Here is a 23,744-nt window from a genome sequence, read left to right as displayed (position 1 = left end):
TTGACTAGTTATATTCAGGAAGTAAGCATGTGAATAGAAGTAGTGACATCCGTGGAGAGCCAGCCGGCCTCAGGAGGCAGCCATGTCAGGACCCCGTCCCGTCCGTGCGCCGCGCGGCACCCAGCCGAGCGCCCTGGGCTGGCAGCAGGAGGCCGCCCTGCGGATGCTGCAGAACAACCTCGACCCGGAGGTCGCCGAACACCCCGACCGGCTCGTCGTATACGGCGGCACGGGCAAGGCCGCCCGCGACTGGCGGTCCTTCGACGCGATGGTGCGGACGCTGCGGACCCTCGAGCAGGACGAGACGATGCTCGTCCAGTCCGGCCGCCCGGTCGGCGTCATGCGGACCCACGAGTGGGCCCCGCGCGTCCTCATCGCCAACTCCAACCTCGTCGGCGACTGGGCCAACTGGGAGGAGTTCCGCCGCCTGGAGGCGCTCGGCCTGACCATGTACGGGCAGATGACGGCCGGCTCCTGGATCTACATCGGCACCCAGGGCATCCTCCAGGGCACCTACGAGACCTTCGCCGCCGTCGCCGCCAAGAGGTTCGGCGGCACCCTCGCCGGGACCATCACCCTCACCGCCGGACTCGGCGGCATGGGCGGCGCCCAGCCCCTCGCCGTCACCATGAACGACGGCGTCGCGATCTGCGTCGACTGCGACCCGCGCGCCATCGACCGCCGTATCGGCCACCGCTACCTGGACGTCCGCGCCGACTCCCTCGACCACGCCCTCCACCTGGCCGTCGAGGCCCGCGACGCCCGCCGCCCGCTCTCCATCGGCCTCCTCGGCAACGCGGCCGAGGTCGTCCCCCGGCTCCTCGCCATGAGCGCGCCGGTCGACATCGTCACCGACCAGACCTCGGCCCACGACCCGCTGGCCTACCTGCCCGCCGGGATCGCCTTCGACGACATGGCGGACGCCGCCGCCAAGGACCCGGCGGGCTTCACCGCCCGCGCCCGCGCGTCCATGGCCCGGCACGTGGAGGCCATGGTCGGCTTCCAGGACGCCGGCGCCGAGGTGTTCGACTACGGCAACTCCCTCCGCGGCGAGGCCCGGCTCGCCGGGTACGACCGGGCCTTCGCCTTCCCCGGCTTCGTCCCCGCCTACATCCGCCCCCTCTTCTGCGCGGGCAAGGGCCCCTTCCGCTGGGCCGCCCTCTCCGGCGACCCGGCCGACATCGCCAGGACGGACCGGGCGGTCCTCGACCTCTTCCCCGAGAACGAGTCCCTCGCCCGCTGGATCAGGATGGCGGGGGAGCGGGTCCCCTTCCAGGGGCTGCCCGCCCGCATCTGCTGGCTCGGCTACGGCGAACGGGACAGGGCCGGTGAGCGGTTCAACGACATGGTGGCGAGCGGCGAGCTGACCGCGCCCGTCGTCATCGGCCGCGACCACCTGGACTGCGGCTCCGTCGCCTCCCCGTACCGGGAGACCGAGGCGATGCGCGACGGCTCCGACGCGATCGCCGACTGGCCGCTGCTCAACGCCATGGTCAACGTCGCCTCCGGGGCCTCCTGGGTGTCGGTCCACCACGGCGGCGGCGTCGGCATGGGGCGTTCGATCCACGCCGGGCAGGTGACGGTCGCCGACGGCACGCCGCTCGCCGGCGAGAAGATCCGCCGCGTGCTCACCAACGACCCCGCCATGGGCGTCATCCGGCACGTCGACGCCGGGTACGACATCGCGGAGTCGGTCGCCGAGGAACGCGGCGTCCGCGTCCCCATGCGCGAGGGCGACGACACGCGCGAGGGCGTCCCCATGCGCGAGGGCGACGACACGCGTGAAGGCGGCGACACGCGCGAGGGTGGCGACGCGTGAGCTTCCACAGCATGTGGGCCGAGCTGCTGCCGGTCGGCCGAGGCCCCGTCTCCGGCGGCTACCGGCGGTTCGCCTGGAGCGGCGCCGACGCCGACTGCCGGGCCTGGTTCCGGGAGCAGGCCCAGACGCGCGGCCTGTCCTACGAGACCGACCGCAACGGCAACCAGTGGGCCTGGCTCGGCGACCCGGCCGCCGGGGACGCCGTCGTCACCGGCTCCCACCTGGACTCCGTACCCGACGGCGGCGCCTTCGACGGCCCCCTGGGCGTGGTCTCCGCCTTCGCCGCGCTGGACGAACTGCGCCACCGGGGAGCGCGGTTCACCAGGCCGCTCGGCATCGTCAACTTCGGCGACGAGGAGGGCGCCCGCTTCGGCCTCGCCTGCGTCGGCTCCCGCCTCACCGCCGGAGCGCTCACCGTGGCCGAGGCCCACCGCCTCACCGACGCCGACGGCATCACCCTCCCGCAGGCCATGGAGGCCGCCGGCCACGACCCGGACGCCATCGGCCCGGACCCCGAGCGGCTCGCCCGCATCGGCGCCTTCGTCGAACTCCACGTCGAACAGGGCCGCGCCCTGGACCTGTCCGGCGACCCGGTCGGCGTCGCCTCCGCCATCTGGCCGCACGGACGCTGGCGGTTCGACTTCCGCGGCGAGGCCAACCACGCCGGCACCACCCGCCTCACCGACCGGCACGACCCGATGCTGCCGTACGCCGAGACCGTGCTCGCCGCCCGCCGGGAGGCCGCGCGCGCCGGTGCCGTCGCCACCTTCGGCAAGGTCGCCGTCGAACCGAACGGCGTCAACGCCGTGCCGTCCCTGGTGCGCGGCTGGCTGGACTCCCGGGCCGAGGGACAGGAGGTCCTGGACGCCGTGGTCGGCGGTGTCGAGCGGGCCGCCCGCGCCCACGCCGAGGCGCACGGCGTCGGCCTCACCGTCGCCCGGGAGTCCTTCACCCCCGTCGTCGAGTTCGACCACGTCCTGCGCGACGAACTCGTCCGCGTCCTCGGCACCGGGAGGGACCTGAGGGTGCCCGTCCTCGGCACGGGCGCCGGACACGACGCCGGAATCCTCTCCGCACGCGTCCCGGCCGCCATGCTGTTCGTGCGCAACCCCACCGGCGTCTCGCACTCCCCGGCCGAGTCCGCCACCGAGGACGACTGCGTGGCCGGGGTGCTCGCCCTCGCCGACGTACTGGAAGGACTCGCGTGCCCGTGACCGACCCCCGGCGGACGTACTGGCTCGAACACGCCTGGCTCGGCGGCCACGTCGAACCGGGCGTCGCCGTCGACGTGGCGGACGGCCGCGTCCGTGCCGTCCGCACCGGGGTCGGAACCCCGCCGCCCGGCGCCGAGATCCTGCGCGGACTGACCCTGCCGGGACTGGCCAACGCCCACAGCCACGCCTTCCACCGCGCCCTGCGCTCCACCGTCCAGGCGGGCTCCGGCACCTTCTGGACCTGGCGCGAGGTGATGTACTCCGTCGCCGACCGCCTCACCCCGGACACCTACCACGCCCTCGCCCGGGCCGTGTACGCCGAGATGGCCCTGGCCGGCGTCACCGCCGTCGGCGAGTTCCACTATGTGCACCACGCCCCCGGCGGCACGCCCTACGCCGACCCCAACGCCATGGGCGAGGCGCTGATCGAGGCAGCCGCCGACGCCGGCGTCCGCATCACCCTCCTCGACACCTGCTACCTCTCCGCCGGTTTCGGACGGCCGCCCACGGCCCACCAGCTCCGCTTCTCCGACGGGAGCGCGGAGGACTGGGCAGCACGCTGTTCAGTTCTCAAGGAACGGGATCACGCGCGGATCGGGGCCGCCGTGCACTCCGTACGGGCCGTGCCCGCCGGCCAGTTGGCGACCGTGGTCCGCTGGGCCGAGGAGCGGCGGGCCCCGCTCCACGTCCACCTGTCCGAGCAGACCGCCGAGAACGACGCCTGCCGGCGGGCGCACGGCCGCACCCCCGCCCGGCTCCTCGCCGACCACGGCGTCCTCGGGCCGCGCACCACCGGCGTCCACAACACGCACCTCACCGACGCCGACATCGCGCTGATCGGCTCCACCGGCACCGGCACCTGCATGTGCCCGACGACCGAACGGGACCTCGCGGACGGCATCGGACCCGCCGCCGCGCTCCAGAAGGCGGGCTCCCCGCTCTGCCTGGGCTCCGACAGCCACGCCGTCATCGACCTGTTCGAGGAGGCGCGCGCGATGGAGCTGAACGAACGGCTGCGCACCCGCACCCGGGGGCACTGGACGGCCACCGGCCTGCTGCGCGCCGCCACCACAGACGGTCACGCGGCGCTCGGCTGGGACGACGCCGGCACCATCGGGACCGGCGCCCGCGCCGACCTGACGACCGTCGCCCTGGACTCGGTCAGAACAGCGGGGCCGCCGCCCCGGCTCGGCGCCGAGACGGCCGTATTCGCCGCGACCGCGGCGGACGTACGGCACACGGTCGTCGGCGGACGGCACGTCGTGCGCGACGGGGTCCACACCCTCGTACCGGACGTGCCGCGAGCACTGGCGCGGGCCGTGGCAGACCTGCGCGCCTGACGACGCCCACCGCCACCGCAGGGGACATCATGAGCACCGACAGCACTGACAGCACCGACAGCACCGACAGCACCGACAGCACCGGCAGTACCGTCATCACCAACATCGCCACGCTGGTCACCAACGACCCCTCCCTCACGGACGGAAGCCCCCTGGGCCTGATCCGGGACGCGGCCGTCGTCATCGACGGCGACCGCGTCGCGTGGACCGGTGAATCCAGGAAAGCACCCGCCACTGACAACCGGGTCGACGCCGGTGGCCGGACCGTCCTGCCGGGCTTCGTGGACTCCCACTCCCACCTGCTCTTCGCGGGCGACCGCACCGAGGAGTTCAACGCCCGCATGTCCGGCCGCCCCTACCGAGCGGGCGGCATCCGCACCACGGTCGCCGCCACCCGTGCCGCGACCGACGCGGAACTGGAAGCCGGCCTCACCCGTTACCTCGCCGAGGCCCTGCGCCAGGGCACCACGACCCTGGAGACCAAGTCCGGGTACGGCCTGACCACCGCCGACGAGTCCCGCGCCCTGCGCGTCGCCGCCCGCCACACCGACGAGGTCACCTTCCTCGGCGCCCACATCGTCGCCCCCGAACTCGCCGACGACCCCGCCGCCTACGTCGACCTCGTCACCGGCGAGATGCTGGACGCCTGCGCCCCGTACGCCCGTTGGATCGACGTCTTCTGCGAGCGGGGCGCCTTCGACGGGGACCAGGCCCGCGCGGTCCTCACCGCGGGCAAGGCCAAGGGCCTGCACCCCCGCGTCCACGCCAACCAGCTCTCCCACGGCCCCGGCGTGCGGCTCGCCGTCGAACTCGACGCCGCCAGCGCCGACCACTGCACCCACCTCACCGACGCCGACGTGGACGCCCTCGCGCACAGCCGGACGGTCGCCACGCTGCTGCCCGGCGCCGAGTTCTCCACCCGCGCCGCCTGGCCCGACGCCCGGCGGCTGCTCGACGCCGGCGTCACGGTCGCCCTCTCCACGGACTGCAACCCCGGCTCGTCCTTCACGTCCTCCGTGCCGTTCTGCGTCGCCCTCGCCGTACGGGACATGGGGATGACCCCGGACGAGGCGGTGTGGTCGGCCACGGCGGGCGGCGCGGCGGCCCTGCGCCGGGACGACGTCGGGCGCCTCGCACCGGGGGCGTACGCCGACCTGGTCCTGCTGGACGCCCCGAGCCACGTCCACCTGGCGTACCGGCCCGGCGTACCGCTGGTCGCGGGGGTGTGGCGGCGAGGCGTGCGCGTCGTGTGACGGCGGGGCGTGCGCGCCGTGCGACGGCGGCGCGAGGGGCTGGACGACAGCACGAAGGAGCTGGACGACGGCGCGAAGGGTTGGACGACAGCCCGAAGGGGCGGTCCGCGTGGACCACCCCCCTCGCGACGGCACGGCCGTCACCCCGACCCCGGCCACGGCCGGGGTCACTCCTCGACCGTCAGCCCCTTGCGCAGTCTCACCAGCGTCCGGGAGAGCAGACGGGAGACGTGCATCTGGGAGATGCCCAGTTCCTCGCCGATCTCCGACTGGGTCATGCCCGCGACGAAGCGCAGGGAGAGGATCTTCCGGTCGCGCGGCGGCAGTTCGGCGATCATGGGCTTCAACGACTCGACGTACTCGATGCCTTCGAGGCCGTGGTCCTCGTAACCGATCCGGTCGGCGAGCGCGCCCTCGGCGTCGTCCTCCTCCGGCTGGGCGTCCAGCGAGGCGGCGGTGTACGCGTTCGACGCGGCCATGCCCTCGACGACCTCGTCGTTGGTGATGCCGAGGCGTTCGGCCAACTCCGCCACCGTCGGCGCGCGGTCGAGCCGCTGGGCCAGTTCGTCACCGGCCTTGGCCAGGTCCAGACGCAGTTCCTGCAGGCGGCGCGGGACGCGCACGGACCAGGAGGTGTCGCGGAAGAACCGCTTGATCTCGCCGATGATGGTCGGCATGGCGAACGTGGGGAACTCCACGCCCCGCGACAGTTCGAAGCGGTCGATCGCCTTGATCAGGCCGATCGTGCCGACCTGGACGATGTCCTCCATCGGCTCGCTGCGCGAGCGGAAGCGGGAGGCGGCGAACTTGACCAGCGCGAGGTTGAGCTCGACGAGCGTGTTGCGTACGTACGCGTGCTCGTGCGTGCCCTCCTCCAGCGTCTCCAGGCGCTCGAAGAGGTCCTTGGACAGGGCCCGGGCGTCCGCCGGGGCGACCTCGTCGTACGCGGGGATGTCCGGAAGCCCGGCGAGGGCGCCGCCGTGCTCGACGGCCCGCTCGAAGCGGTCGATGGGATCCAGATGTTCCGGAGGGAGTGCCGACGTCGCTGTCCGGGTACGCGATCCGTCGAGCCGGGGTGACATGATGTCCTCCATCGTTCTCGGCATGCGGCTGCCGAAGCCGAATACGTGCACTGCGGTGTGCGGCGCCTCCAAAGCCGGCCGTGTCGGTTGCGTGTTCTTACTAGCCCTACCGGCTGTACCGAGCCCGCCGCAAGTGCTTTTTGTTCTTATATGTCCGTTTGTGTGCGGATGTTCGGGTGTTGAAGGGCGTGCGGAAGGCGTAGTGTTCGAGGGCGTCAGTAAGCAGCCTCGACGTCGGGAGAGAGAGACGGCATGGACCGCGGGACGGTCGGCAGCGCACAGTCTGGCCGGCTTCTGGTGGAGGTGCGGCAGGAAGGCCCCAGTGCCGTCGTGACCCCGGCGGGTGAGTTGGACCATCACACCGCCGATCTGTTGCGCGAGCCACTGGACGACTGCCTGGACAAGGGTTTCAGCAGGCTTGTCGTCGACTGCTCGCGCCTGGAGTTCTGCGACTCCACGGGACTCAACGTCCTGCTCGGCGCGCGGCTGAAGGCGGAGGCCGCGGGGGGTGGAGTACATCTGGTCGGCATGCGGCCCGTGGTGGCGAGGGTCTTCGAGATCACCGGTGCGGACGCCGTCTTCACCGTCCATGACACCCTTGAGACGGCCCTGGCGGACGAGAGCGGCTGACCCGCCGCCCGCGGACCCGGCGGGTCCCGCGCGTCCCCTGTGGCCGGTGGTTCCGCCCCGTCCTGTGTTTCCTGCCCGATACAGGGGTGTTCCGCCGGTCCGGTCGGGCAGGAGACATCCTGAACGGGTCGGCCGCCCGACCGACTGTGTACGACCTCGAATCATGAATTGGTGAATCGGTGAGGTGAAGCGCTGATGAGCACCACCCGGCCCTACTCGCCGGGCGACCGCGGTCCGGAGCCCAGCGGCGCTTCCGGCGCCTCCGGGGCGCCTGAGGGGGGTATGCCCGTGACCGGGGTGTCCGAAGGGCACGTGGGCGCGCCGACGGCCGCCGCCACCGGTGTCCAGTCCCGCAGGCTGAGTTTCGACGGCACGAGCGGTGTCGTACCGCTGGCCCGCGACTTCACCCGCCAGGCACTGTACGCGTGGGGCTGGCTGCCGGCCGACTCGGCCGACCAGCGGGCCGCCGCCGAGGACGTCCTGCTGGTCGTCTCCGAACTGGTCACCAACGCCTGTCTGCACGCCGAGGGCCCGGACGAGCTGTCGATCAGCCGCGACCGCAAGGTGATCCGGCTGGAGGTCTCCGACCGGGGCACGGGCCAGCCGGCGCCCCGCACACCGCACCGCGCCGGGCGCCCCGGCGGCCACGGCATGTTCATCGTGCAGCGGCTCTGTCTCGACTGGGGGGTCGTACGGTCCCCGGGCGTCGCCGGCAAGACCGTGTGGGCGGAGCTGGCGGCACCGGCGTAGACGGACGCGGAGGCCCCCCGGAAAGCCCCGGCGGGGTCGCCCCCGCGAAGCCCGAAGGGCCACCGCGCCCCCCAGGACACGGTGACCCTCCGGTGGAAGCCGGACCGGCGGGTCTCAGTGGACGTCGCCCATCAGCGTCCTGACGCGCTTGCGGTACATCCACACCGCCACGCCGGCGACCACGGCGAGGGTGGCCTCCGCGGCGACGATGCCCGTCCTGTTCAGGTCCACGCCGGCGATGGAGAGCAGACCCGTGGTCGCGTCACCGGCGGTGACCGCCAGGAACCAGACGCCCATCATCTGCGAGGCGTACTTCACCGGCGCCATCTTCGTCGTCACCGACAGGCCGACCGGGGAGAGCAGCAGCTCACCGCAGGTCTGGACGAAGTAGATCGCCACCAGCCACAGCGCGGCGGCCTTGTGCCCGCCGTCCGCGATCGCCAGCGGGGCGAGGAAGAGGAAGAAGGACGCGCCGATCAGCACCAGGCCGTACGAGAACTTGACGACCGTGCTCGGCTCCTTGCCGCGCCGGGCCAGCGCCAGCCACAGCGCCGCGAAGACCGGGGCCAGCGCCATGATGATGACCGGGTTGACCGACTGGTACCAGGAGACCGGGAAGGACCAGCCCAGGACGCTGTTCTCGGCGGAGGACTCGGCGAAGATCGACAGGGTCGAGCCGCCCTGGTCGTAGATCATCCAGAAGACGGCCGCGGCGACGAAGAACCAGATGTACGCGGACATCTTCGACTGCTCGGCGCGGTCCAGCTCCTTGTCGCGCTTGATGCGGGCCAGCACCATGATCGGGATGATCACGCCGAGCAGGGTCAGCGGGACCAGGATCCAGTTCAGCGTGTAGTGGCCGGAGAAGCCGACGATCGCGTAGAAGACGGCCGCGACGACGGCCCAGAACGCGGACTTGCGCAGCGTCGAGGTCTTCTCGGCGGCCGACAGCGGCTTGGGGACGACGCTGGAGTGCGCGTCGAGGTGGCGGCTGCCGATCAGGAACTGGGCGACACCGATCGCCATGCCCACCGCGGCCAGCGCGAAGCCCAGGTGCCAGTTGACGTTCTCACCGATGGTGCCGATGACCAGCGGCGCGACGAAGGCGCCGAGGTTGATGCCCATGTAGAAGACGGTGAAGCCACCGTCCCGGCGCGGATCGTCGGGGCCCTGGTAGAGGTGGCCGACCATCGTGGAGATGTTGGCCTTCAGCAGACCCGAGCCGATCGCGACCAGGCCGAGACCGGCGAAGAAGGTGCCGGAGGAGGGCAGCGCCAGGGTGAGGTGGCCGAGCATGATGACGCCGCCGGCGACGGCGACGGTCTTGCGCGGACCCCACACGCGGTCGCCGAACCAGCCGCCCGGCATCGTGAGCAGGTACACCAGCGAGAGGTACACCGAGTAGATCGCGGTGGCGGTGCCGGCGTTCATGCCCAGGCCGCCCGGGGCCACGAGGTACAGCGGGAGCAGAGCCCGCATGCCGTAGTAGGAGAAACGCTCCCACATCTCGGTCATGAAGAGGGTGGCCAGACCCCGGGGGTGGCCGAAGAAGGACTTCTCGGATCCGGGGGTGCCCGGGGTGACCGAGTCCTTCGTCAGGCTTGACGCCATGGTCGATCCTTGCTGGTCGGGACGGGCTCACGGAGGCGATGCGCGCCCGGTGGGGGGCGGGCCGGCACCGGCGGTCCGCCCGCCCACCCCACGCCCACGGGGAGTCCGCCCCGGATCACGGGGCGGCGGACGGTGACCACCGGGATCCACGCCTCGGCGCGCGGCTCTGCGCGGGGAGGCCCGGCCACGGGTCATTCCTTTCGAGGCCGGCGGACGACCGGCCCGCACACACGAAGAAGACCTTCGGCGTCAAGAGCCCGGGAGAGCCGGAGCCGCCGAAGGTCCCCGTGGTGCTACAGGCGTTTGTCCACCATAAGGCAAGGTACCGCCCGGTATGGAAGGACTTGAGACGCTTGTCACAGGGAGTGATGGAACCGGAATACTATATTCCGACGTCTTCGGGGAGATCGCCTCCCGTCGCGCCGGCCCGGGCACGTGTCCGGCATGTCCGGAGGTGTCTCGTCCGCGTGGTGCCGCGCACCCGATCTCACCTCGGGCGTTGCTCCGGGCGGACTACCATCGGGTCATGACCCGTGTACTGCTCGCCGAGGACGACGCGTCCATCTCGGAGCCGCTGGCCCGCGCACTGCGCCGGGAAGGGTACGAGGTCGAGGTGCGTGAGGACGGACCCACGGCGCTCGACGCCGGGATGCAGGGCGGTGTGGACCTGGTCGTGCTGGATCTGGGCCTGCCCGGCATGGACGGCCTGGAGGTCGCCCGCCGGCTGCGCTCCGAGGGCCACTCGGTGCCGATCCTCATCCTGACCGCGCGCGCCGACGAGGTGGACACCGTCGTCGGTCTGGACGCGGGCGCCGACGACTACGTCACCAAGCCCTTCCGCCTCGCCGAACTGCTCGCCCGGGTCCGGGCCCTGCTGCGCCGCGGCGCCGCCGAGCCCCAGCAGCCGCCCGCCACGCACGGCGTGCGCATCGACGTCGAGTCGCACCGCGCCTGGATGGGCGACGAGGAGCTGCAGCTCACCGCGAAGGAGTTCGACCTGCTGCGGGTGCTGGTGCGCGACGCCGGCCGGGTCGTCACCCGCGACCAGCTGATGCGCGAGGTCTGGGACACCACCTGGTGGTCGTCGACCAAGACCCTCGACATGCACATCTCCTGGCTCCGCAAGAAGCTGGGCGACGACGCGGCCAACCCCCGCTACATCGCCACGGTGCGGGGCGTGGGCTTCCGCTTCGAGAAGAACTGAGACCTCCTCCCCTCGTACCCGGGTCATGGATAAGAGGACATGCGCCGCCGACTGATCCAGTCCACGCTCTCCGTGGTGCTCGTCGTGATCGCCGTCTTCGGCGTCTCCCTGGTCATCGTCGAGACGCAGACGATCAGCAGCGCGGCCCAGGAGCGGGTGGACCTGGAGGCGGCCCGGCTGGCCAGCATCGTGGACAGCCGGCTGCTGGGCACCGGCAGCGTCGACGCCGAGGTCCTGCGCGGCCAGGTCGAGGGTGACCGGTACGCCGTGATCCGCGTTCCCGGCGAGCCGCTCATCGAGATCGGCGGCGAACCGGCCGGCGAGGTCATCCGGGGCGAGGCCACCGGCGAGGAGGGCGAGACGGTCGTGGTCCAGGAGCCGCGCTCCTCGGTGACCCGCGAGGTCGGCCGCACCCTGCTGATCATCGGGCTGGTGGCGCTGCTCGCGGTGATCGCCGCCGTCCTGCTCGCGGTCCGCCAGGCCAACCGCCTCGCCTCCCCGCTCACCGACCTCGCCGAGACCGCCGAACGCCTCGGCTCCGGCGACCCGCGCCCCCGCCACAAGCGGTACGGCGTGCCCGAGCTGGACCGGGTCGCCGACGTCCTGGACTCCTCCGCCGAGCGCATCGCCCGGATGCTCACCGCCGAGCGCCGGCTGGCCGCCGACGCCTCCCACCAGCTGCGTACGCCGTTGACCGCGCTGTCGATGCGCCTGGAGGAGATCACCCTCACCGACGAACCGGAGACGGTGAAGGAGGAGGCGACCATCGCGCTGGCCCAGGTCGAGCGGCTCACCGACGTGGTCGAGCGGCTGCTGACCAACTCCCGCGACCCGCGCAGCGGCTCCGCCGTCACCTTCGAGCTGGACGACGTCATCCAGCAGCAGATCGCCGAGTGGCGCCCCGCCTACCGCAGCGCGGGCCGGGCCATCGTCTCCTCCGGCAAGCGGCACCTGACGGCGGTGGGCACGCCGGGCGCGGTCGCCCAGGTGCTGGCCGCGCTGATCGAGAACTCGCTGATGCACGGCGGTGGCACGGTCGCGCTGCGCACCCGCGTCACCGGCAACCAGGCCGTGGTGGAGGTCACCGACGAGGGGCCGGGCGTCCCCGCCGACCTGGGCGCGCGGATCTTCGAGCGCGCCATCAGCGGACGGAACTCCACGGGCATCGGGCTGGCCGTCGCCCGCGACCTGGCGGAGGCGGACGGCGGGCGCCTGGAACTGCTCCAGTCCAAGCCGCCGGTCTTCGGGCTGTTCCTGTCCCGCACCCAGCCGCCGAAGACGGACGCGGCGGAGACGCACCGTACGGTGCGGTGAGCGGCGGCCGTGCGTCCCGTGAGCAGCGGGGCCGGCCCCGTACGTCTCCCATGAGCGGCGGTCGTACGGTCCTGCGGACGGTGGCCGTGCCGTGCGGTCCCGCGGACGGTGGCCGGTCCCAGCGGGAGCGGCCGGGAGCCGGAGCCGAAGTCGGTCCCAGCGGGAACGGCCCGGAGCCGGAGCCTGAGCCGGGCCCGGAGTCGGTCCCAGCGGGGGCGGCCCGGAGCCGGGACCGGAGCCGGAGCAGGTCTCAGCGGGAGCGGCCCGGAGCGGGCACCGTGGTCGGGTTCTCGTGCTCCAGGAACGATTCCGCGCGGGCGACGGCGCCCCGGGCGGGCAGGGCGCGGAAGACCCAGGACCGGTAGGACCAGAAGCGGAACAGCGTCGCCACACCGATGCCGACGAACTTGAAGACGTTGCTCTGCAACGGGCCGTCCCAGCCGAAGCCGTACGTCGCCGTGTAGAGCACGCCGTTCTCGATCACCAGGCCGATCGCGCTGAACAGCAGGAAGAGGGACATCTCCTTGGTCCGGCCGCTCTTGTCACGGTCCCGGTAGGTGAAGTAGCGGAAGCCCACGTAGTTGAAGACGATGGAGACGACGGTCGCCACGATGCTGGCCCGGACCACCTGGAGGCCGGTCGTGTGCCGCACCAGGTTGAAGACGAGCAGGTTGACCAGGACCCCCGCGCCGCCGACCGCGCCGAACTTCAGCACCTCCCGCAGGACGCCTTCGAGCCGCCGCCGCAGCGCGCCGCGGGCGGCCGGGGGCGCGGTGTGCGCCGAGGAACCATGTCCCATGGTCGTGCAGGCCCCCGCTCGGTCGGTTGGCGTCGACCCGGCCATGCTAACCACCCGGCCATGCTGATTTCCTGTGGACGACCGGGGAAGAGCCTGGCAGGACGGCTCTGGCCCGGCGGAACGGCCGGGAAGCGTCCTCCCTCCGGGCTGCCGATACGCTAGGGGGGTGACGTTCCCGGTAGTCGGCATGGTCGGCGGGGGCCAGCTCGCGCGTATGACGCACGAAGCGGGCATCCCGTTGGGCATCAGGTTCAAGCTCCTCAGTGACACTCCCCAGGACTCCGCGGCCCAGGTGGTGAACGATGTCGTCGTCGGCGACTATCGCGACCTGGACACGCTCCGTGAGTTCGCGCGCGGCTGTGACGTGATCACCTTCGATCACGAGCACGTGCCCACCGAGCACCTCCGGGCCCTGGAGGCGGACGGCATCGCCGTGCGTCCCGGCCCGGACGCGCTGGTGCACGCCCAGGACAAGGGCGTGATGCGGGCGAAGCTCACGGCGATCGGCGTGCCGTGCCCGCGGCACCGGATCGTGAGCGACCCGGCCGACGTGGCCGCGTTCGCCGCCGAGGGCGGGGGAGGTTTTCCGGTCGTCCTCAAGACGGTGCGCGGCGGGTACGACGGCAAGGGCGTGTGGGTCGTGGACTCCGAGGCGGAGGCCGCCGAGCCGTTCCGGGCGGGCGTGCCCGTCCTCGCCGAGGAGAAGGTCGACTTCGTCCGCGAGCTGGCCGCGAGCGTCGTACGGTCCCCGCACGGCCAGGCCGTCGCCTACCCGGTCGTCGAGTCGCGGCAGGTGAACGGCGTCTGCGACACCGTCATCGCCCCCGCCCCCGGCCTCGACGAGGACCTGGCGCTCAAGGCGGAGGAGATGGCGCTGTCGATCGCCAAGGAACTCGGCGTCGTCGGCCACCTCGCCGTCGAGCTGTTCCAGACCCGCGACGGCCGCGTCCTCGTCAACGAACTGGCGATGCGCCCGCACAACTCCGGCCACTGGTCCATGGACGGCGCGATCACCAGCCAGTTCGCCAACCACGTCCGCGCCGTCCTCGACCTCCCCCTCGGCGACCCGCGCCCGCGCGCGCCCTGGACGGTCATGGTCAACGTCCTCGGCGGCGACTACCCGGACATGTACTCCGCGTACCTGCACTGCATGGCCCGCGACCCCCAGCTGAAGATCCACATGTACGGCAAGGACGTGAAGCCCGGCCGCAAGGTGGGGCACGTCAACACCTACGGCGACGACCTGGACGACGTCCTGGAGCGCGCCCGGCACGCCGCCGGTTACCTGAGAGGCACGATCACCGAATGAGCCCCGCCGCCCGTCCCGTCGTAGGCGTCGTCATGGGGTCGGACTCCGACTGGCCCGTCATGGAGGCCGCCGCCAAGGCGCTCGACGAGTTCGAGATCGCCTACGAGGTCGACGTCGTCTCCGCGCACCGCATGCCCCGCGAGATGATCGCGTACGGCGAGGAGGCGGCCGGACGCGGACTGAAGGTGATCATCGCCGGGGCCGGCGGCGCCGCCCACCTGCCCGGCATGCTGGCCTCGGTCACCCCGCTGCCGGTCATCGGCGTCCCCGTCCCGCTGAAGTACCTCGACGGCATGGACTCGCTGCTGTCGATCGTGCAGATGCCCGCCGGCGTGCCCGTCGCCACGGTCTCCGTCGGCGGTGCCCGCAACGCCGGACTGCTGGCCGCCCGCGTCCTCGCCGCGCACGACGAGGAGCTGCTGGACCGGATGCGCGGGTTCCAGCAGGAGCTGAACGACCAGGCCACCGAGAAGGGCAAGCGGCTGCGCGCCAAGGCCGGGGGGTCGGCCTCCTTCGGTTTCGGGAAGTAACCGCCCATGACCCCACTGCACGAGGCACGCGAACTGCTGCGCGAGTTCCCCGTCGTCGACGGTCACAACGACCTGCCCTGGGCGCTGCGCGAACAGGTCCGCTACGACCTCGACGCCCGTGACATCGCCACCGACCAGTCCGCCCACCTGCACACCGACCTGGCCCGGCTGCGGGCCGGCGGGGTCGGCGCGCAGTACTGGTCGGTGTACGTCCGCTCCGACCTGCCCGGCGCGCTCACCGCGACGCTGGAGCAGATCGACTGCGTACGGCGGCTCATCGACCGCCACCCCGGTCAGATGCGGGCCGCGCTGACCGCCGCCGACATGGAGGCCGCGCGGGCCGAGGGCCGGATCGCGTCGCTGATGGGCGCGGAGGGCGGGCACTCGATCGACAACTCCCTCGCCGCGCTGCGCGGCCTGTACGCGCTCGGCGTGCGCTACCTGACCCTCACCCACAACGACAACGTGGCGTGGGCGGACTCCGCGACCGACGAGCCGCGCGTCGGCGGGCTGTCGGCCTTCGGCCGCGAGGTCGTGCGCGAGATGAACCGCGAGGGCATGCTGGTCGACCTCTCGCACGTGGCCGCGACGACCATGCGGGACGCGCTGGACACCTCCACGGCGCCCGTCATCTTCTCCCACTCCTCCGCGCGGGCCGTCTGCGACCACCCCCGCAACATCCCCGACGACGTCCTGGAACGCCTCCCCGCCAACGGCGGTGTGGCGATGGTGACGTTCGTGCCGAAGTTCGTGCTCCAGGCGGCCGTGGACTGGACGGCCGAGGCCGACGAGCACCTGCGCGCGCACGGCTTCCACCACCTGGACACCGGTCCGGAGGCGATGAAGGTCCACCGCGCCTTCGAGGAGAGCCGGCCGCGTCCGGTCGCCACCGTCGCCACGGTCGCCGACCACCTCGACCACATGCGCGAGGTCGCCGGCGTCGACCACCTCGGCATCGGCGGCGACTACGACGGCACGCCGTTCACCCCGGCCGGCCTCGACGACGTCTCCGGCTACCCCCGCCTGATCGCCGAGCTGCTGGAGCGCGGCTGGTCCAAGGCCGACCTGACCAAGCTGACCTGGAAGAACGCGGTACGGGTGCTGGGTGACGCGGAGGACGTGGCCCGTTCCCTCAAGGCCACCCGGGGACCGTCGAACGCCACACTGGACGCGCTCGACGGCTGAGCCCGGCCGCACGCGACGGCCGCGCCGGGGGCGCACCGGCCGGTGTACCCCCTGACGGCCCACCCACCAGGAAGCCCGTCACGCTCCGTGCGACGGTGTCGGTATCGCACGACGACCGTACGGAGCCCGCCATGGCAGACCTCCAGGACGACCTGCACCCGAGCACCGAGGCCGGCGAGCTGGACGACCTGCCCGCGCCCTTTCCCGCCCGCGTCCGCGCACCGGAGCCCTGCCCGCCCGCCCCGGACCCGGACGCCGCGCCGCTGGAGCGGGCGCGCGCCGTGCTCGCCGCGCACCCCGTCGCCGACGGGTACAGCGGACTGCCCTGGGCGCTCAGGCACCTGCCCTGGTACGACCTGGAGCTCGGCGAGACCGCCGTCGACACCGACGTGCCCCGGCTGCGCGAGGGGCGCGTCGGCGCGCTGTTCGCGTCCCTGCACCTGCCCGAGGCCCTCGCCGGCGACCGGGCCGTCGGCGCCACGCTGGACCAGCTGGACCTGGTCAAGACGGTCGTCCGGAACCACCCCGAGGGGCTGCGCCTGGCGTACGACGCGGGGGAGGCCATCGACGCCCGCAACTGCGGCCGGGTCGCCGTGCTGCCCGGGCCCGCCGGTGCCGCCGCCGTCGGCGACTCCCTCGGCATCCTGCGTTCGCTGCACCTGCTCGGCCTGCGCGTGCTCACGCTGGCCGGGGTCAGCTGGGCGAGCGAGGCCGGACTGACCCGGTTCGGCGAGGAGGTCGTGCGCGAGATGAACCGGCTCGGGATGATCATCGACCTCTCCGGGGCCTCCGCGCCGACGGTCCGCCGCATCTTCGCCGTCTCCAAGGTGCCCGCGCTGTGCACCCGGTCCGCCGCCCGCGCCCTGCGCCCGCACCCCGCCAACCTCCCCGACGACCTGCTGGCCGAGCTGGGCGCGGCCGGGGGCCTGTGCATGGTGCCGCTGACCGCCGAGCAGACCGGTCCGACCGTCCGCGACGTCGCCGACCACCTCGACCACGTCCGTGACCTCGCCGGCCCGCGGGGCGTCGGCCTGTCCGGTACGTACGACACCGGCACCGCCCATCCGCAGGAGCTGGGCGACCCCTCCTGCTACCCCCGGATCGTCGCCGAGCTGCTGCGGCGCGGCTGGGACGAGGCCGACGTGGCGCTGCTGGCCTGGGGCAACGTCCAGCGGGTGCTGCGCGACGCGGCGTTCGGCGCGCGGGCGTTCCAGGTGCGCCGCCAGCCGTCCACGGCGACGATCACCGACCTGGACGGCTGACGGCCCACGGCTGACGGCCCACGGCGGCCGGCCTGCGGCGGCCGGTCTACGGGTGCTCGATGCGGCACAGGCAGAAGGGGTGCCCCGCCGGGTCGGCGTACACCACGAAGTCCTTCTTCTCCCGGTCCTCCGCGTCGAGCACCCGGGCCCCCAGCGCCAGCACCTTCTCCTGCGCGGCGTCGATCTCCTCCCACGTCGACCCGCCGTCGAAGTCCAGGTGGAACTGCTGGGCGTCGCGGTCGGCGCGCGGCCACTGGGGCGGGGTCAGGTCCGGCACCCGCTGGAAGGAGAGGCGGGGGCCGCCCGGTACCGGGAGCACCACCCAGTCGGGGCTGTCCTCCTCGGGCGTACCGCCCGCGACCTGGGCGTAGAAGCGGGCCAGCGCACGGGGGTCGGGACAGTCGAGGACGACGGAACGGATACGTGCCACGGGTGCCATACGGGCGACCTCCTGGTCAACGGGCGCAGAGGCAGAACGGGTGCCCGGCCGGGTCCGCGTAAACCCGGAAGCTGCGGGTGCGGTCCTCCGCGTCCAGCGGCTTCGCGCCCAGCGTCAGCACGGCCCGCTCGGCCGCGTCGAGGTCGGGTACGTCCAGGTCCAGGTGGAACTGCTGCGAGTGGTCGGGCGAGGGCCAGCGCGGCGGTACGAACCCGGGAGCGGCCTGGAAGGCCAGCGTCTGCCCGCCGGGCAGCTTCAGGTCGATCCACTCGCCCTGGTCCTCCACGGTTCCGCCGAGCACCTCGGCGTAGAAACCCGCCAGGGCGCGGGGATCGGGACAGTCCAGGACGACGACGCCCAGTTCGGCGACAGCCATGACTTCCTCCTCGAAGCTGCGGGGTTGCCGACTGAAGCAGAGTAAGCGGCGACGGTTACCGGATGCACCCGATTAAGCAGTAACGTCGCGAGCATGACTGACAGATCCCCCGCGCCGGGGAGTCTGGCGCTGGTGGAGTCCCTGGTGAACACGCTCGACCTCACGACGGGCGCCGACTCGCTCGGCACACCGGAGGGCCGGGCGCGGTTCGGCCTCACGGAGGACGAGGCGCCGACGGCCGTGGAACTGCGCGAGTCGCTGCGCGTGACGCTGCTCGCCCACGCCGGCCAGCCGCCGCACCGCACGGTGACGCCGCTGGGCGAGCTGCTGGCCGAGGGCCCCCTGCTGGTGACGGTCGACGCCGCCGACGGCTCCGCCGGCCTCGCCCCGGCCCGGCCGGGGTCCCTGACCGCCCGGATCGCCGCCGCCGTCGCGGAGGCGCTGATCGCGGGGACCTGGACGCGGCTGAAGGCGTGCGAGGCCACCGACTGTCTCCGGGCGTACTACGACCGCAGCCCCGCCGGACGCGGACGCTGGTGCTCGATGCGGGTGTGCGGTGCGCGCGCGAAGATGCGGAGGTACCGCGCGAAGGGCGCGTGAGCGGGTGGGGAAGTGACGCGGAGGGGCGCGCGGGTCGCGCCTGCCGAGCGATCGCCGTGTGACTGTCTCGCGACCGTCGCGCCGCACGATCGCGGTGCGACCGCCGCGCGACCGCGCCTACGCCGTCGGCCGGCCCATCGCCCGGTACGTCCACCCGGCTCGCCGCCAGACCTCCGGGTCCAGGGCGTTGCGCCCGTCCAGGATCACCCGGGCGCCCGTCACCTCGCCCAGCGCCTCCGCGTCCAGCTCCCGGAACTCCCGCCACTCCGTCAGGTGCAGGACCACGTCGGCGCCGCGCACCGCCTCCGTCGCGGACTCGGCGTACCCGAGGGTCGGGAACAGCCGCCGGGCGTTGGCCATGCCCTTGGGGTCGTACACCGTGACCTGGCCGCCCTGGAGGTGGATCTGCCCGGCGACGTTGAGCGCGGGGGAGTCCCGTACGTCGTCGGAGTCGGGCTTGAAGGTGGCGCCGAGGACCGCGACCCGCTTGCCGAGGAACGGGCCGCCGCCCAGCGCCTGACGGGTCAGCTCCACCATCCGGCCGCGCTGGCGCATGTTGATGGAGTCGATCTCGCGCAGGAAGGTCAGCGCCTGGTCGGCGCCCAGCTCACCGGCGCGGGCCATGAACGCCCGGATGTCCTTGGGCAAACAGCCGCCGCCGAACCCGATCCCGGCCCGCAGGAACTTCTTCCCGATCCGGTCGTCGTACCCGATCGCCTCGGCCAGCTTGGCCACGTCCCCGTCGGCCGCCTCGCACACCTCGGCCATCGCGTTGATGAACGAGATCTTGGTGGCCAGGAAGGAGTTGGCGGAGGTCTTCACCAGCTCGGCGGTCGGGAAGTCGGTGACGACGAAGGGCGAGCCCTCGGCCACCGGCGTCGCGTACACCTCCCGCAGCAGCTTCTCCGCCCGCTCGCTGCGCACGCCGACCACGATCCGGTCCGGGTGCAGGGTGTCCTGGACGGCGAAGCCCTCGCGCAGGAACTCCGGGTTCCAGGCCAGCTCGGCGTCGCCGCCCGCCGGCGCGTGCTCGACGAGGTAGGCGGCCAGCCGGTCGGCCGACCCGACCGGCACCGTCGACTTGCCGACGACCAGCGCGGAGCCGCGCAGGTGCGGGGCGAGCGAGGCCAGCGCCGACTCGACGTAGCTCATGTCGCAGGCGTACTCGCCGTGCTTCTGCGGGGTGTTCACGCACAGGAAGTGCACGTCGCCGAAGGCCGCGACCTCCTCGAAGTCGGTGGTGAAGCGCAGCCGCCCGGTGGCCCCCTCGATCCCGGCGACGTGCTTGCGCAGCAGCTCCTCGAGGCCCGGCTCGTACATCGGGACCTCGCCGCGCCGCAGCGTCTCGATCTTCTCCGGCACCACGTCCAGACCGAGCACCTCGAAGCCCAGCTCGGCCATGGCCGCCGCGTGGGTCGCGCCGAGATAGCCGGTGCCGATCACGGTGATCTTGAGGGCCATGGGTGCTCCAGAGGTGTACGGCGGGCGTGCGGGAGCGAGCATAACCGGGGGCATGTCCCGCACCTCGGACGGGCAGCCTGCGGCTGTCGTCGAACTCACCTACCCACGGCCGCCGACGCGGTCCTAAAATCTGGGTTACTTAACAGTAGTTAGCGCCGTCATCACTTCGTCCTGGAGCGTGAGAGACCTTGGCCGGATCGGCTGACTTCAACCTGTACCGCCCGTCCGAGGAGCACGACATGCTCCGCGACGCCGTCCGCGCGCTGGCCGAGGCGAAGATCGCGCCGCACGCCGCCGCGGTGGACGAGGAGGCCCGCTTCCCGCGCGAGGCGCTGGCCGCCCTGACCGCGAACGACCTGCACGCGGTGCACGTCCCCGAGTCCTACGGCGGCGCGGGCGCCGACGCCCTCGCCACGGTGATCGTCATCGAGGAGGTGGCCCGCGTCTGCGCGAGCTCGTCCCTCATCCCCGCGGTGAACAAGCTCGGCTCCCTCCCGGTGATCCTCTCCGGCTCGGAGGAGCTGAAGAAGAAGTACCTGACCCCGCTCGCCAAGGGCGACGCGATGTTCTCGTACTGCCTCTCCGAGCCGGACGCGGGCTCGGACGCGGCCGGCATGAGGACGAAGGCGGTCCGCGACGGGGACTCCTACGTCCTCAACGGCGTGAAGCGCTGGATCACCAACGCCGGCGAGTCCGAGTACTACACGGTCATGGCGGTCACCGACCCGGCCAAGCGGTCCAAGGGCATCTCGGCCTTCGTCGTGGAGAAGTCGGACGAAGGCGTCTCCTTCGGCGCCCCGGAGAAGAAGCTCGGCATCAAGGGCTCGCCCACCCGCGAGGTCTACCTGGACAACGTCCGCATCCCCGCCGACCGCATGATCGGCGAGGAGGGCACCGGCTTCGCCACGGCGATGAGGACCCTGGACCACACCCGCATCACCATCGCCGCCCAGGCCCTCGGCATCGCCCAGGGCGCCCTGGACTACGCCAAGGGCTATGTCCGGGAACGCAAGCAGTTCGGCAAGCCGGTCGCCGACTTCCAGGGCATCCAGTTCATGCTCGCCGACATGGCGATGAAGATCGAGGCCGCCCGCCAGCTCACCTACGCCGCGGCGGCCAAGTCCGAGCGCGGCGACGCCGACCTCACCTTCCAGGGCGCGGCGGCCAAGTGCTTCGCCTCGGACGTGGCGATGGAGGTCACCACGGACGCGGTGCAGCTGCTGGGCGGCTACGGCTACACCCGCGACTACCCGGTGGAGCGCATGATGCGCGACGCCAAGATCACACAGATTTACGAAGGCACGAATCAGGTCCAGCGGATCGTCATGGCCAGGAACCTCCCCTAGGTCTGTCGTTCGGATCACGCCGCGGACGCGGGGCCTGGCACGCGCATCTGCGGCGTTGTCGTCGGTCGCCGACTCCCCCCGCTCGACCGCGCTCGCGCGGGGGGACCCCCACCGCGTCGACTCCCTCCTCCGCCTCGCAGCCGCACGCACCAGGCCCCGCTCACCGGCATGGACGAGTCCCGCCGATGTCCCGCGTCCTGATCCGAACGACAGACCCCAGTGACGCCCGGCGGGCACCCCGCGGCGGCGAGTCAGTCCGCGAACCCCTCCGCCGCCCTCCGCTCCCGCAGTTCCATGATCGCGCGGCGGCGGGCCAGGCGGTGGGCGCGGCGTATCCGGGCCTCCTGGTGGCGCCGCTTGTCGCGCTCGGTCTCCGGGATCACCGGAGGCACCGCGCGCGGCCTGCCGTCCGGGTCCACCGCGGTGAAGACGAGATAGGCGGAACCGACCTGGGTGGGCGGGGCGGACTCGTTCCAGCGCTCCGCCAGGACCCGCACCCCGATCTCCATCGACGTCCGGCCGGTCCAGTTGACCTGTGCCTTCACATGGACGAGGTCACCGACGCGGACCGGTTCGAGGAAGACCATCTCGTCCATGGAGGCGGTGACGGCGGGGCCGCCCGAGTGGCGGCCGGCGACGGCGCCCGCCGCGTCGTCCACCAGCTTCATGATCACGCCGCCGTGCACCGTGCCCAGCAGGTTGGTGTCGTTGTGGGTCATGATGTGGCTCAGGGTGGTGCGGGAGGCCGAGGTCGGCTTGCCCGGGATCTCCGGCGTCGCCGGCCGCTCGGCCGAGGCCTGGGGTGCCTGGTCTGTCATGACCTCCAGCTTATGCCGGGGCGACATGGGCGTAATTTGTGTCAGCTTGGCAACAGCGCTGCCCTGATTTTCCGACGACCCTTGTATGGGACACGGCCGGGACCTGCACACTGGTCCGCATGAGCGATTGGCCCGAGGGAAGGCCCGGCGACAACGGCGGCCGGTACGGACGCGGCAGCGCGAGCGCGCAGCCCGAGAGCGCCCGCGTGATGCGGCAGGTCCGGCGCGGCCAGTCGCCGCCCGGCCCGGGCCGTACGGCGCCGCCGTACGGCGCGGGGGTGCCGCAGCAGCCGACGTACGTCGACGGCGGCGGCGGACCCGGCGGATACGACAGCGGGTACAACACCGGCCAGGTCTACGGCACGCCCGGCGGCCACGGCCCGACCGGCCCCGGCGGCCCGGGACACCCCGCGCCGGACTGGCGCCGCCGGATCAAGTGGACCGCGGTCACGGTGGCGACCGTGCTGGTCGTCACCTGCGTCGGCACCTACTTCTGGGCCGACTCCAAGCTCAACCGCGAGGTCGACCTGTCCAAGGTCATCGACCGTCCGGACGCCGGCGAGGGCACCAACTACCTGATCGTCGGCTCCGACAGCCGCGAGGGCATGTCCGACGAGGAGAAGAAGGAACTGCACACCGGTTCCGCCGAGGGCAAGCGCACGGACTCGATGATGATCCTGCACACCGGCGACAACGGCTCCACGCTGGTGTCGCTGCCCCGTGACTCGGACGTCGAGATCCCCACCTTCAAGGGCTCCGAGTCGGGCAAGACCTACCAGGGCACCGGCCGGCACGTGAAGCTGAACGCCGCGTACGCCGAGGACGGCCCCGAGCTGCTGGTGCGCACCGTCGAGTACAACACCGGACTGCGCATCGACCACTACGTCGAGATCGGCTTCGGCGGTTTCGCCAACATCGTGGACGCGGTCGGCGGCGTCACCATCGACATCCCGCAGGACATCAAGGACACCAAGTCCGGCGCCGACTTCAAGAAGGGCGAGCAGACCCTGAACGGCGAGGAGGCCCTCGCCTTCGTCCGCACCCGGTACGCGCTGGCCGGCTCCGACCTGGACCGCACCAAGAACCAGCAGAAGTTCCTGTCGGCCCTGGCCGACCAGGTGGCCACCCCGTCCACCGTGCTCAACCCGTTCAAGCTCTACCCGACCATGGGCGCGGGCCTGGACTCCCTCGTCGTCGACAAGGACATGGGCCTGTTCGACCTGGCGGGCATGTTCTGGGCGATGAAGGGCGTCAGCGGCGGCGACGGCACCTCCATGAACATGCCGATCGCGGGGAACGCCTCGAACGGCAACCTCCAGTGGGACACCGCCAAGGTCAAGACGCTGGTCGAAGAGCTGAAGAACGACGAGAAGGTCACCGTCTCCGCCGACTGAGACCGGCC

General features: G+C 72.4%; 22 protein-coding genes. 15 read left to right on the top strand and 7 right to left on the bottom strand.

The window, feature by feature from the left end:
* Nucleotides 1-82 precede the first annotated feature (82 nt).
* The 4 genes from hutU to hutI are packed head-to-tail and all read left to right on the top strand — an operon-like array spanning nucleotide 83 to nucleotide 5,626.
* Complete coding sequence (gene hutU / locus ACY1JF_RS05685; RefSeq protein WP_462703865.1) at nucleotides 83-1,819, top strand: urocanate hydratase; 1,737 nt, start codon at nucleotides 83-85, stop codon at nucleotides 1,817-1,819.
* Nucleotides 1,816-3,033: an allantoate amidohydrolase gene (locus tag ACY1JF_RS05680; RefSeq protein ID WP_462703864.1), complete on the top strand. Its 1,218-nt coding sequence runs from the start codon at nucleotides 1,816-1,818 to the stop codon at nucleotides 3,031-3,033. The genes hutU and ACY1JF_RS05680 overlap by 4 nt, the downstream gene beginning before the upstream one ends.
* Nucleotides 3,030-4,373 (top strand): formimidoylglutamate deiminase, encoded by a 1,344-nt coding sequence (locus tag ACY1JF_RS05675; protein WP_462703863.1) that lies wholly within the window; start codon nucleotides 3,030-3,032, stop codon nucleotides 4,371-4,373. The genes ACY1JF_RS05680 and ACY1JF_RS05675 overlap by 4 nt, the downstream gene beginning before the upstream one ends.
* 29 nt (nucleotides 4,374-4,402) lie before the next feature.
* On the top strand, nucleotides 4,403-5,626 hold the full coding sequence (hutI, locus tag ACY1JF_RS05670) for an imidazolonepropionase (protein ID WP_462703862.1): 1,224 nt from the start codon (nucleotides 4,403-4,405) through the stop codon (nucleotides 5,624-5,626).
* A 167-nt stretch (nucleotides 5,627-5,793) separates the two neighbouring features.
* On the opposite strand, the gene ACY1JF_RS05665 is transcribed toward hutI, so the two are convergent.
* Nucleotides 5,794-6,708 carry an RNA polymerase sigma factor SigF gene (locus tag ACY1JF_RS05665; protein WP_462703861.1) on the bottom strand — a complete coding sequence of 305 codons (915 nt, stop codon included), beginning with the start codon at nucleotides 6,706-6,708 and terminating at the stop codon, nucleotides 5,794-5,796.
* Between the two features lie 252 nt (nucleotides 6,709-6,960).
* On the opposite strand from ACY1JF_RS05665, the gene ACY1JF_RS05660 reads away from it, so the two are divergent.
* Both ACY1JF_RS05660 and ACY1JF_RS05655 read left to right on the top strand, forming a co-directional pair.
* Nucleotides 6,961-7,338, top strand: a complete 378-nt coding sequence (locus ACY1JF_RS05660; protein ID WP_403536915.1) for an STAS domain-containing protein — start codon at nucleotides 6,961-6,963, stop codon at nucleotides 7,336-7,338.
* 195 nt (nucleotides 7,339-7,533) lie between these two features.
* Nucleotides 7,534-8,088, top strand: a complete 555-nt coding sequence (locus tag ACY1JF_RS05655) for an ATP-binding protein (RefSeq protein WP_462703860.1) — start codon at nucleotides 7,534-7,536, stop codon at nucleotides 8,086-8,088.
* 114 nt (nucleotides 8,089-8,202) lie between these two features.
* Here the strand turns inward: ACY1JF_RS05655 and ACY1JF_RS05650 are convergent, their stop codons facing one another.
* Entirely contained in the window at nucleotides 8,203-9,699 is a 1,497-nt protein-coding gene (locus tag ACY1JF_RS05650) for an oligopeptide:H+ symporter (RefSeq protein ID WP_462703859.1), read from the bottom strand.
* Nucleotides 9,700-10,225: 526 nt separating this feature from the next.
* Here ACY1JF_RS05650 and ACY1JF_RS05645 point away from each other — a divergent pair.
* Entirely contained in the window at nucleotides 10,226-10,903 is a 678-nt protein-coding gene (locus ACY1JF_RS05645) for a response regulator transcription factor (RefSeq protein WP_462703858.1), read from the top strand.
* Nucleotides 10,904-10,942: 39 nt separating this feature from the next.
* The gene (locus ACY1JF_RS05640; RefSeq protein ID WP_462703857.1) at nucleotides 10,943-12,217 is read left to right on the top strand and encodes an ATP-binding protein; all 1,275 of its coding nucleotides are present in this window, start codon (nucleotides 10,943-10,945) and stop codon (nucleotides 12,215-12,217) included.
* Nucleotides 12,218-12,467: 250 nt separating this feature from the next.
* On the opposite strand, the gene ACY1JF_RS05635 is transcribed toward ACY1JF_RS05640, so the two are convergent.
* Nucleotides 12,468-13,016 (bottom strand): GtrA family protein, encoded by a 549-nt coding sequence (locus tag ACY1JF_RS05635; protein ID WP_462703856.1) that lies wholly within the window; start codon nucleotides 13,014-13,016, stop codon nucleotides 12,468-12,470.
* Nucleotides 13,017-13,182: 166 nt separating this feature from the next.
* On the opposite strand from ACY1JF_RS05635, the gene ACY1JF_RS05630 reads away from it, so the two are divergent.
* The 4 genes from ACY1JF_RS05630 to ACY1JF_RS05615 all read left to right on the top strand — a co-directional run bounded on the left by ACY1JF_RS05630 (nucleotide 13,183) and on the right by ACY1JF_RS05615 (nucleotide 17,302).
* Entirely contained in the window at nucleotides 13,183-14,325 is a 1,143-nt protein-coding gene (locus ACY1JF_RS05630) for a 5-(carboxyamino)imidazole ribonucleotide synthase (RefSeq protein WP_462703855.1), read from the top strand.
* On the top strand, nucleotides 14,322-14,855 hold the full coding sequence (gene purE, locus ACY1JF_RS05625; RefSeq protein ID WP_462703854.1) for a 5-(carboxyamino)imidazole ribonucleotide mutase: 534 nt from the start codon (nucleotides 14,322-14,324) through the stop codon (nucleotides 14,853-14,855). Before ACY1JF_RS05630 ends, purE begins: the two co-directional genes overlap by 4 nt.
* A gap of 6 nt (nucleotides 14,856-14,861) precedes the next feature.
* The gene (locus ACY1JF_RS05620) at nucleotides 14,862-16,040 is read left to right on the top strand and encodes a dipeptidase (RefSeq protein WP_462703853.1); all 1,179 of its coding nucleotides are present in this window, start codon (nucleotides 14,862-14,864) and stop codon (nucleotides 16,038-16,040) included.
* A gap of 131 nt (nucleotides 16,041-16,171) precedes the next feature.
* Nucleotides 16,172-17,302: a dipeptidase gene (locus ACY1JF_RS05615; protein ID WP_462703852.1), complete on the top strand. Its 1,131-nt coding sequence runs from the start codon at nucleotides 16,172-16,174 to the stop codon at nucleotides 17,300-17,302.
* Nucleotides 17,303-17,348: 46 nt separating this feature from the next.
* On the opposite strand, the gene ACY1JF_RS05610 is transcribed toward ACY1JF_RS05615, so the two are convergent.
* Nucleotides 17,349-17,741 (bottom strand): VOC family protein, encoded by a 393-nt coding sequence (locus ACY1JF_RS05610; RefSeq protein WP_462703851.1) that lies wholly within the window; start codon nucleotides 17,739-17,741, stop codon nucleotides 17,349-17,351.
* A gap of 16 nt (nucleotides 17,742-17,757) precedes the next feature.
* Complete coding sequence (locus tag ACY1JF_RS05605) at nucleotides 17,758-18,117, bottom strand: VOC family protein (RefSeq protein ID WP_462703850.1); 360 nt, start codon at nucleotides 18,115-18,117, stop codon at nucleotides 17,758-17,760.
* Between the two features lie 93 nt (nucleotides 18,118-18,210).
* Between ACY1JF_RS05605 and ACY1JF_RS05600 the strand changes: the two genes are divergently transcribed.
* Nucleotides 18,211-18,717, top strand: coding sequence for a CGNR zinc finger domain-containing protein (locus ACY1JF_RS05600; RefSeq protein WP_462703849.1), 507 nt, complete (start codon nucleotides 18,211-18,213; stop codon nucleotides 18,715-18,717).
* Between the two features lie 117 nt (nucleotides 18,718-18,834).
* Here ACY1JF_RS05600 and ACY1JF_RS05595 read toward each other — a convergent pair whose 3' ends face one another.
* Nucleotides 18,835-20,178 (bottom strand): UDP-glucose dehydrogenase family protein, encoded by a 1,344-nt coding sequence (locus ACY1JF_RS05595; RefSeq protein ID WP_462703848.1) that lies wholly within the window; start codon nucleotides 20,176-20,178, stop codon nucleotides 18,835-18,837.
* A gap of 188 nt (nucleotides 20,179-20,366) precedes the next feature.
* Between ACY1JF_RS05595 and ACY1JF_RS05590 the strand changes: the two genes are divergently transcribed.
* The gene (locus ACY1JF_RS05590) at nucleotides 20,367-21,524 is read left to right on the top strand and encodes an acyl-CoA dehydrogenase (RefSeq protein WP_462703847.1); all 1,158 of its coding nucleotides are present in this window, start codon (nucleotides 20,367-20,369) and stop codon (nucleotides 21,522-21,524) included.
* A gap of 251 nt (nucleotides 21,525-21,775) precedes the next feature.
* On the opposite strand, the gene ACY1JF_RS05585 is transcribed toward ACY1JF_RS05590, so the two are convergent.
* Complete coding sequence (locus ACY1JF_RS05585; protein WP_462703846.1) at nucleotides 21,776-22,342, bottom strand: acyl-CoA thioesterase; 567 nt, start codon at nucleotides 22,340-22,342, stop codon at nucleotides 21,776-21,778.
* Nucleotides 22,343-22,461: 119 nt separating this feature from the next.
* On the opposite strand from ACY1JF_RS05585, the gene ACY1JF_RS05580 reads away from it, so the two are divergent.
* On the top strand, nucleotides 22,462-23,736 hold the full coding sequence (locus ACY1JF_RS05580) for an LCP family protein (protein WP_462703845.1): 1,275 nt from the start codon (nucleotides 22,462-22,464) through the stop codon (nucleotides 23,734-23,736).
* Nucleotides 23,737-23,744 lie beyond the last annotated feature (8 nt).

Source organism: Streptomyces sp. SYSU D01066-1 (assembly GCF_054956795.1).
Note: the sequence above shows the minus strand (reverse complement) of the source record. Positions and strands in the feature narration are given on the sequence as shown.

Bases quoted from the DNA above. Each gene is read 5' to 3' on its own strand.
- ACY1JF_RS05655 (WP_462703860.1), top strand. From the start codon at position 7,534: ATGAGCACCACCCGGCCCTACTCGCCGGGCGACCGCGGTCCGGAGCCC.
- ACY1JF_RS05620 (WP_462703853.1), top strand. From the start codon at position 14,862: ATGACCCCACTGCACGAGGCACGCGAACTGCTGCGCGAGTTCCCCGTC.
- ACY1JF_RS05640 (WP_462703857.1), top strand. From the start codon at position 10,943: ATGCGCCGCCGACTGATCCAGTCCACGCTCTCCGTGGTGCTCGTCGTG.
- ACY1JF_RS05635 (WP_462703856.1), bottom strand. From the start codon at position 13,016: ATGGGACATGGTTCCTCGGCGCACACCGCGCCCCCGGCCGCCCGCGGC.
- ACY1JF_RS05615 (WP_462703852.1), top strand. From the start codon at position 16,172: ATGGCAGACCTCCAGGACGACCTGCACCCGAGCACCGAGGCCGGCGAG.
- ACY1JF_RS05660 (WP_403536915.1), top strand. From the start codon at position 6,961: ATGGACCGCGGGACGGTCGGCAGCGCACAGTCTGGCCGGCTTCTGGTG.
- ACY1JF_RS05665 (WP_462703861.1), bottom strand. From the start codon at position 6,708: ATGTCACCCCGGCTCGACGGATCGCGTACCCGGACAGCGACGTCGGCA.
- ACY1JF_RS05650 (WP_462703859.1), bottom strand. From the start codon at position 9,699: ATGGCGTCAAGCCTGACGAAGGACTCGGTCACCCCGGGCACCCCCGGA.
- ACY1JF_RS05580 (WP_462703845.1), top strand. From the start codon at position 22,462: ATGAGCGATTGGCCCGAGGGAAGGCCCGGCGACAACGGCGGCCGGTAC.
- hutU (WP_462703865.1), top strand. From the start codon at position 83: ATGTCAGGACCCCGTCCCGTCCGTGCGCCGCGCGGCACCCAGCCGAGC.
- hutI (WP_462703862.1), top strand. From the start codon at position 4,403: ATGAGCACCGACAGCACTGACAGCACCGACAGCACCGACAGCACCGAC.
- ACY1JF_RS05605 (WP_462703850.1), bottom strand. From the start codon at position 18,117: ATGGCTGTCGCCGAACTGGGCGTCGTCGTCCTGGACTGTCCCGATCCC.
- ACY1JF_RS05595 (WP_462703848.1), bottom strand. From the start codon at position 20,178: ATGGCCCTCAAGATCACCGTGATCGGCACCGGCTATCTCGGCGCGACC.
- ACY1JF_RS05645 (WP_462703858.1), top strand. From the start codon at position 10,226: ATGACCCGTGTACTGCTCGCCGAGGACGACGCGTCCATCTCGGAGCCG.
- ACY1JF_RS05600 (WP_462703849.1), top strand. From the start codon at position 18,211: ATGACTGACAGATCCCCCGCGCCGGGGAGTCTGGCGCTGGTGGAGTCC.
- ACY1JF_RS05585 (WP_462703846.1), bottom strand. From the start codon at position 22,342: ATGACAGACCAGGCACCCCAGGCCTCGGCCGAGCGGCCGGCGACGCCG.
- purE (WP_462703854.1), top strand. From the start codon at position 14,322: ATGAGCCCCGCCGCCCGTCCCGTCGTAGGCGTCGTCATGGGGTCGGAC.
- ACY1JF_RS05610 (WP_462703851.1), bottom strand. From the start codon at position 17,741: ATGGCACCCGTGGCACGTATCCGTTCCGTCGTCCTCGACTGTCCCGAC.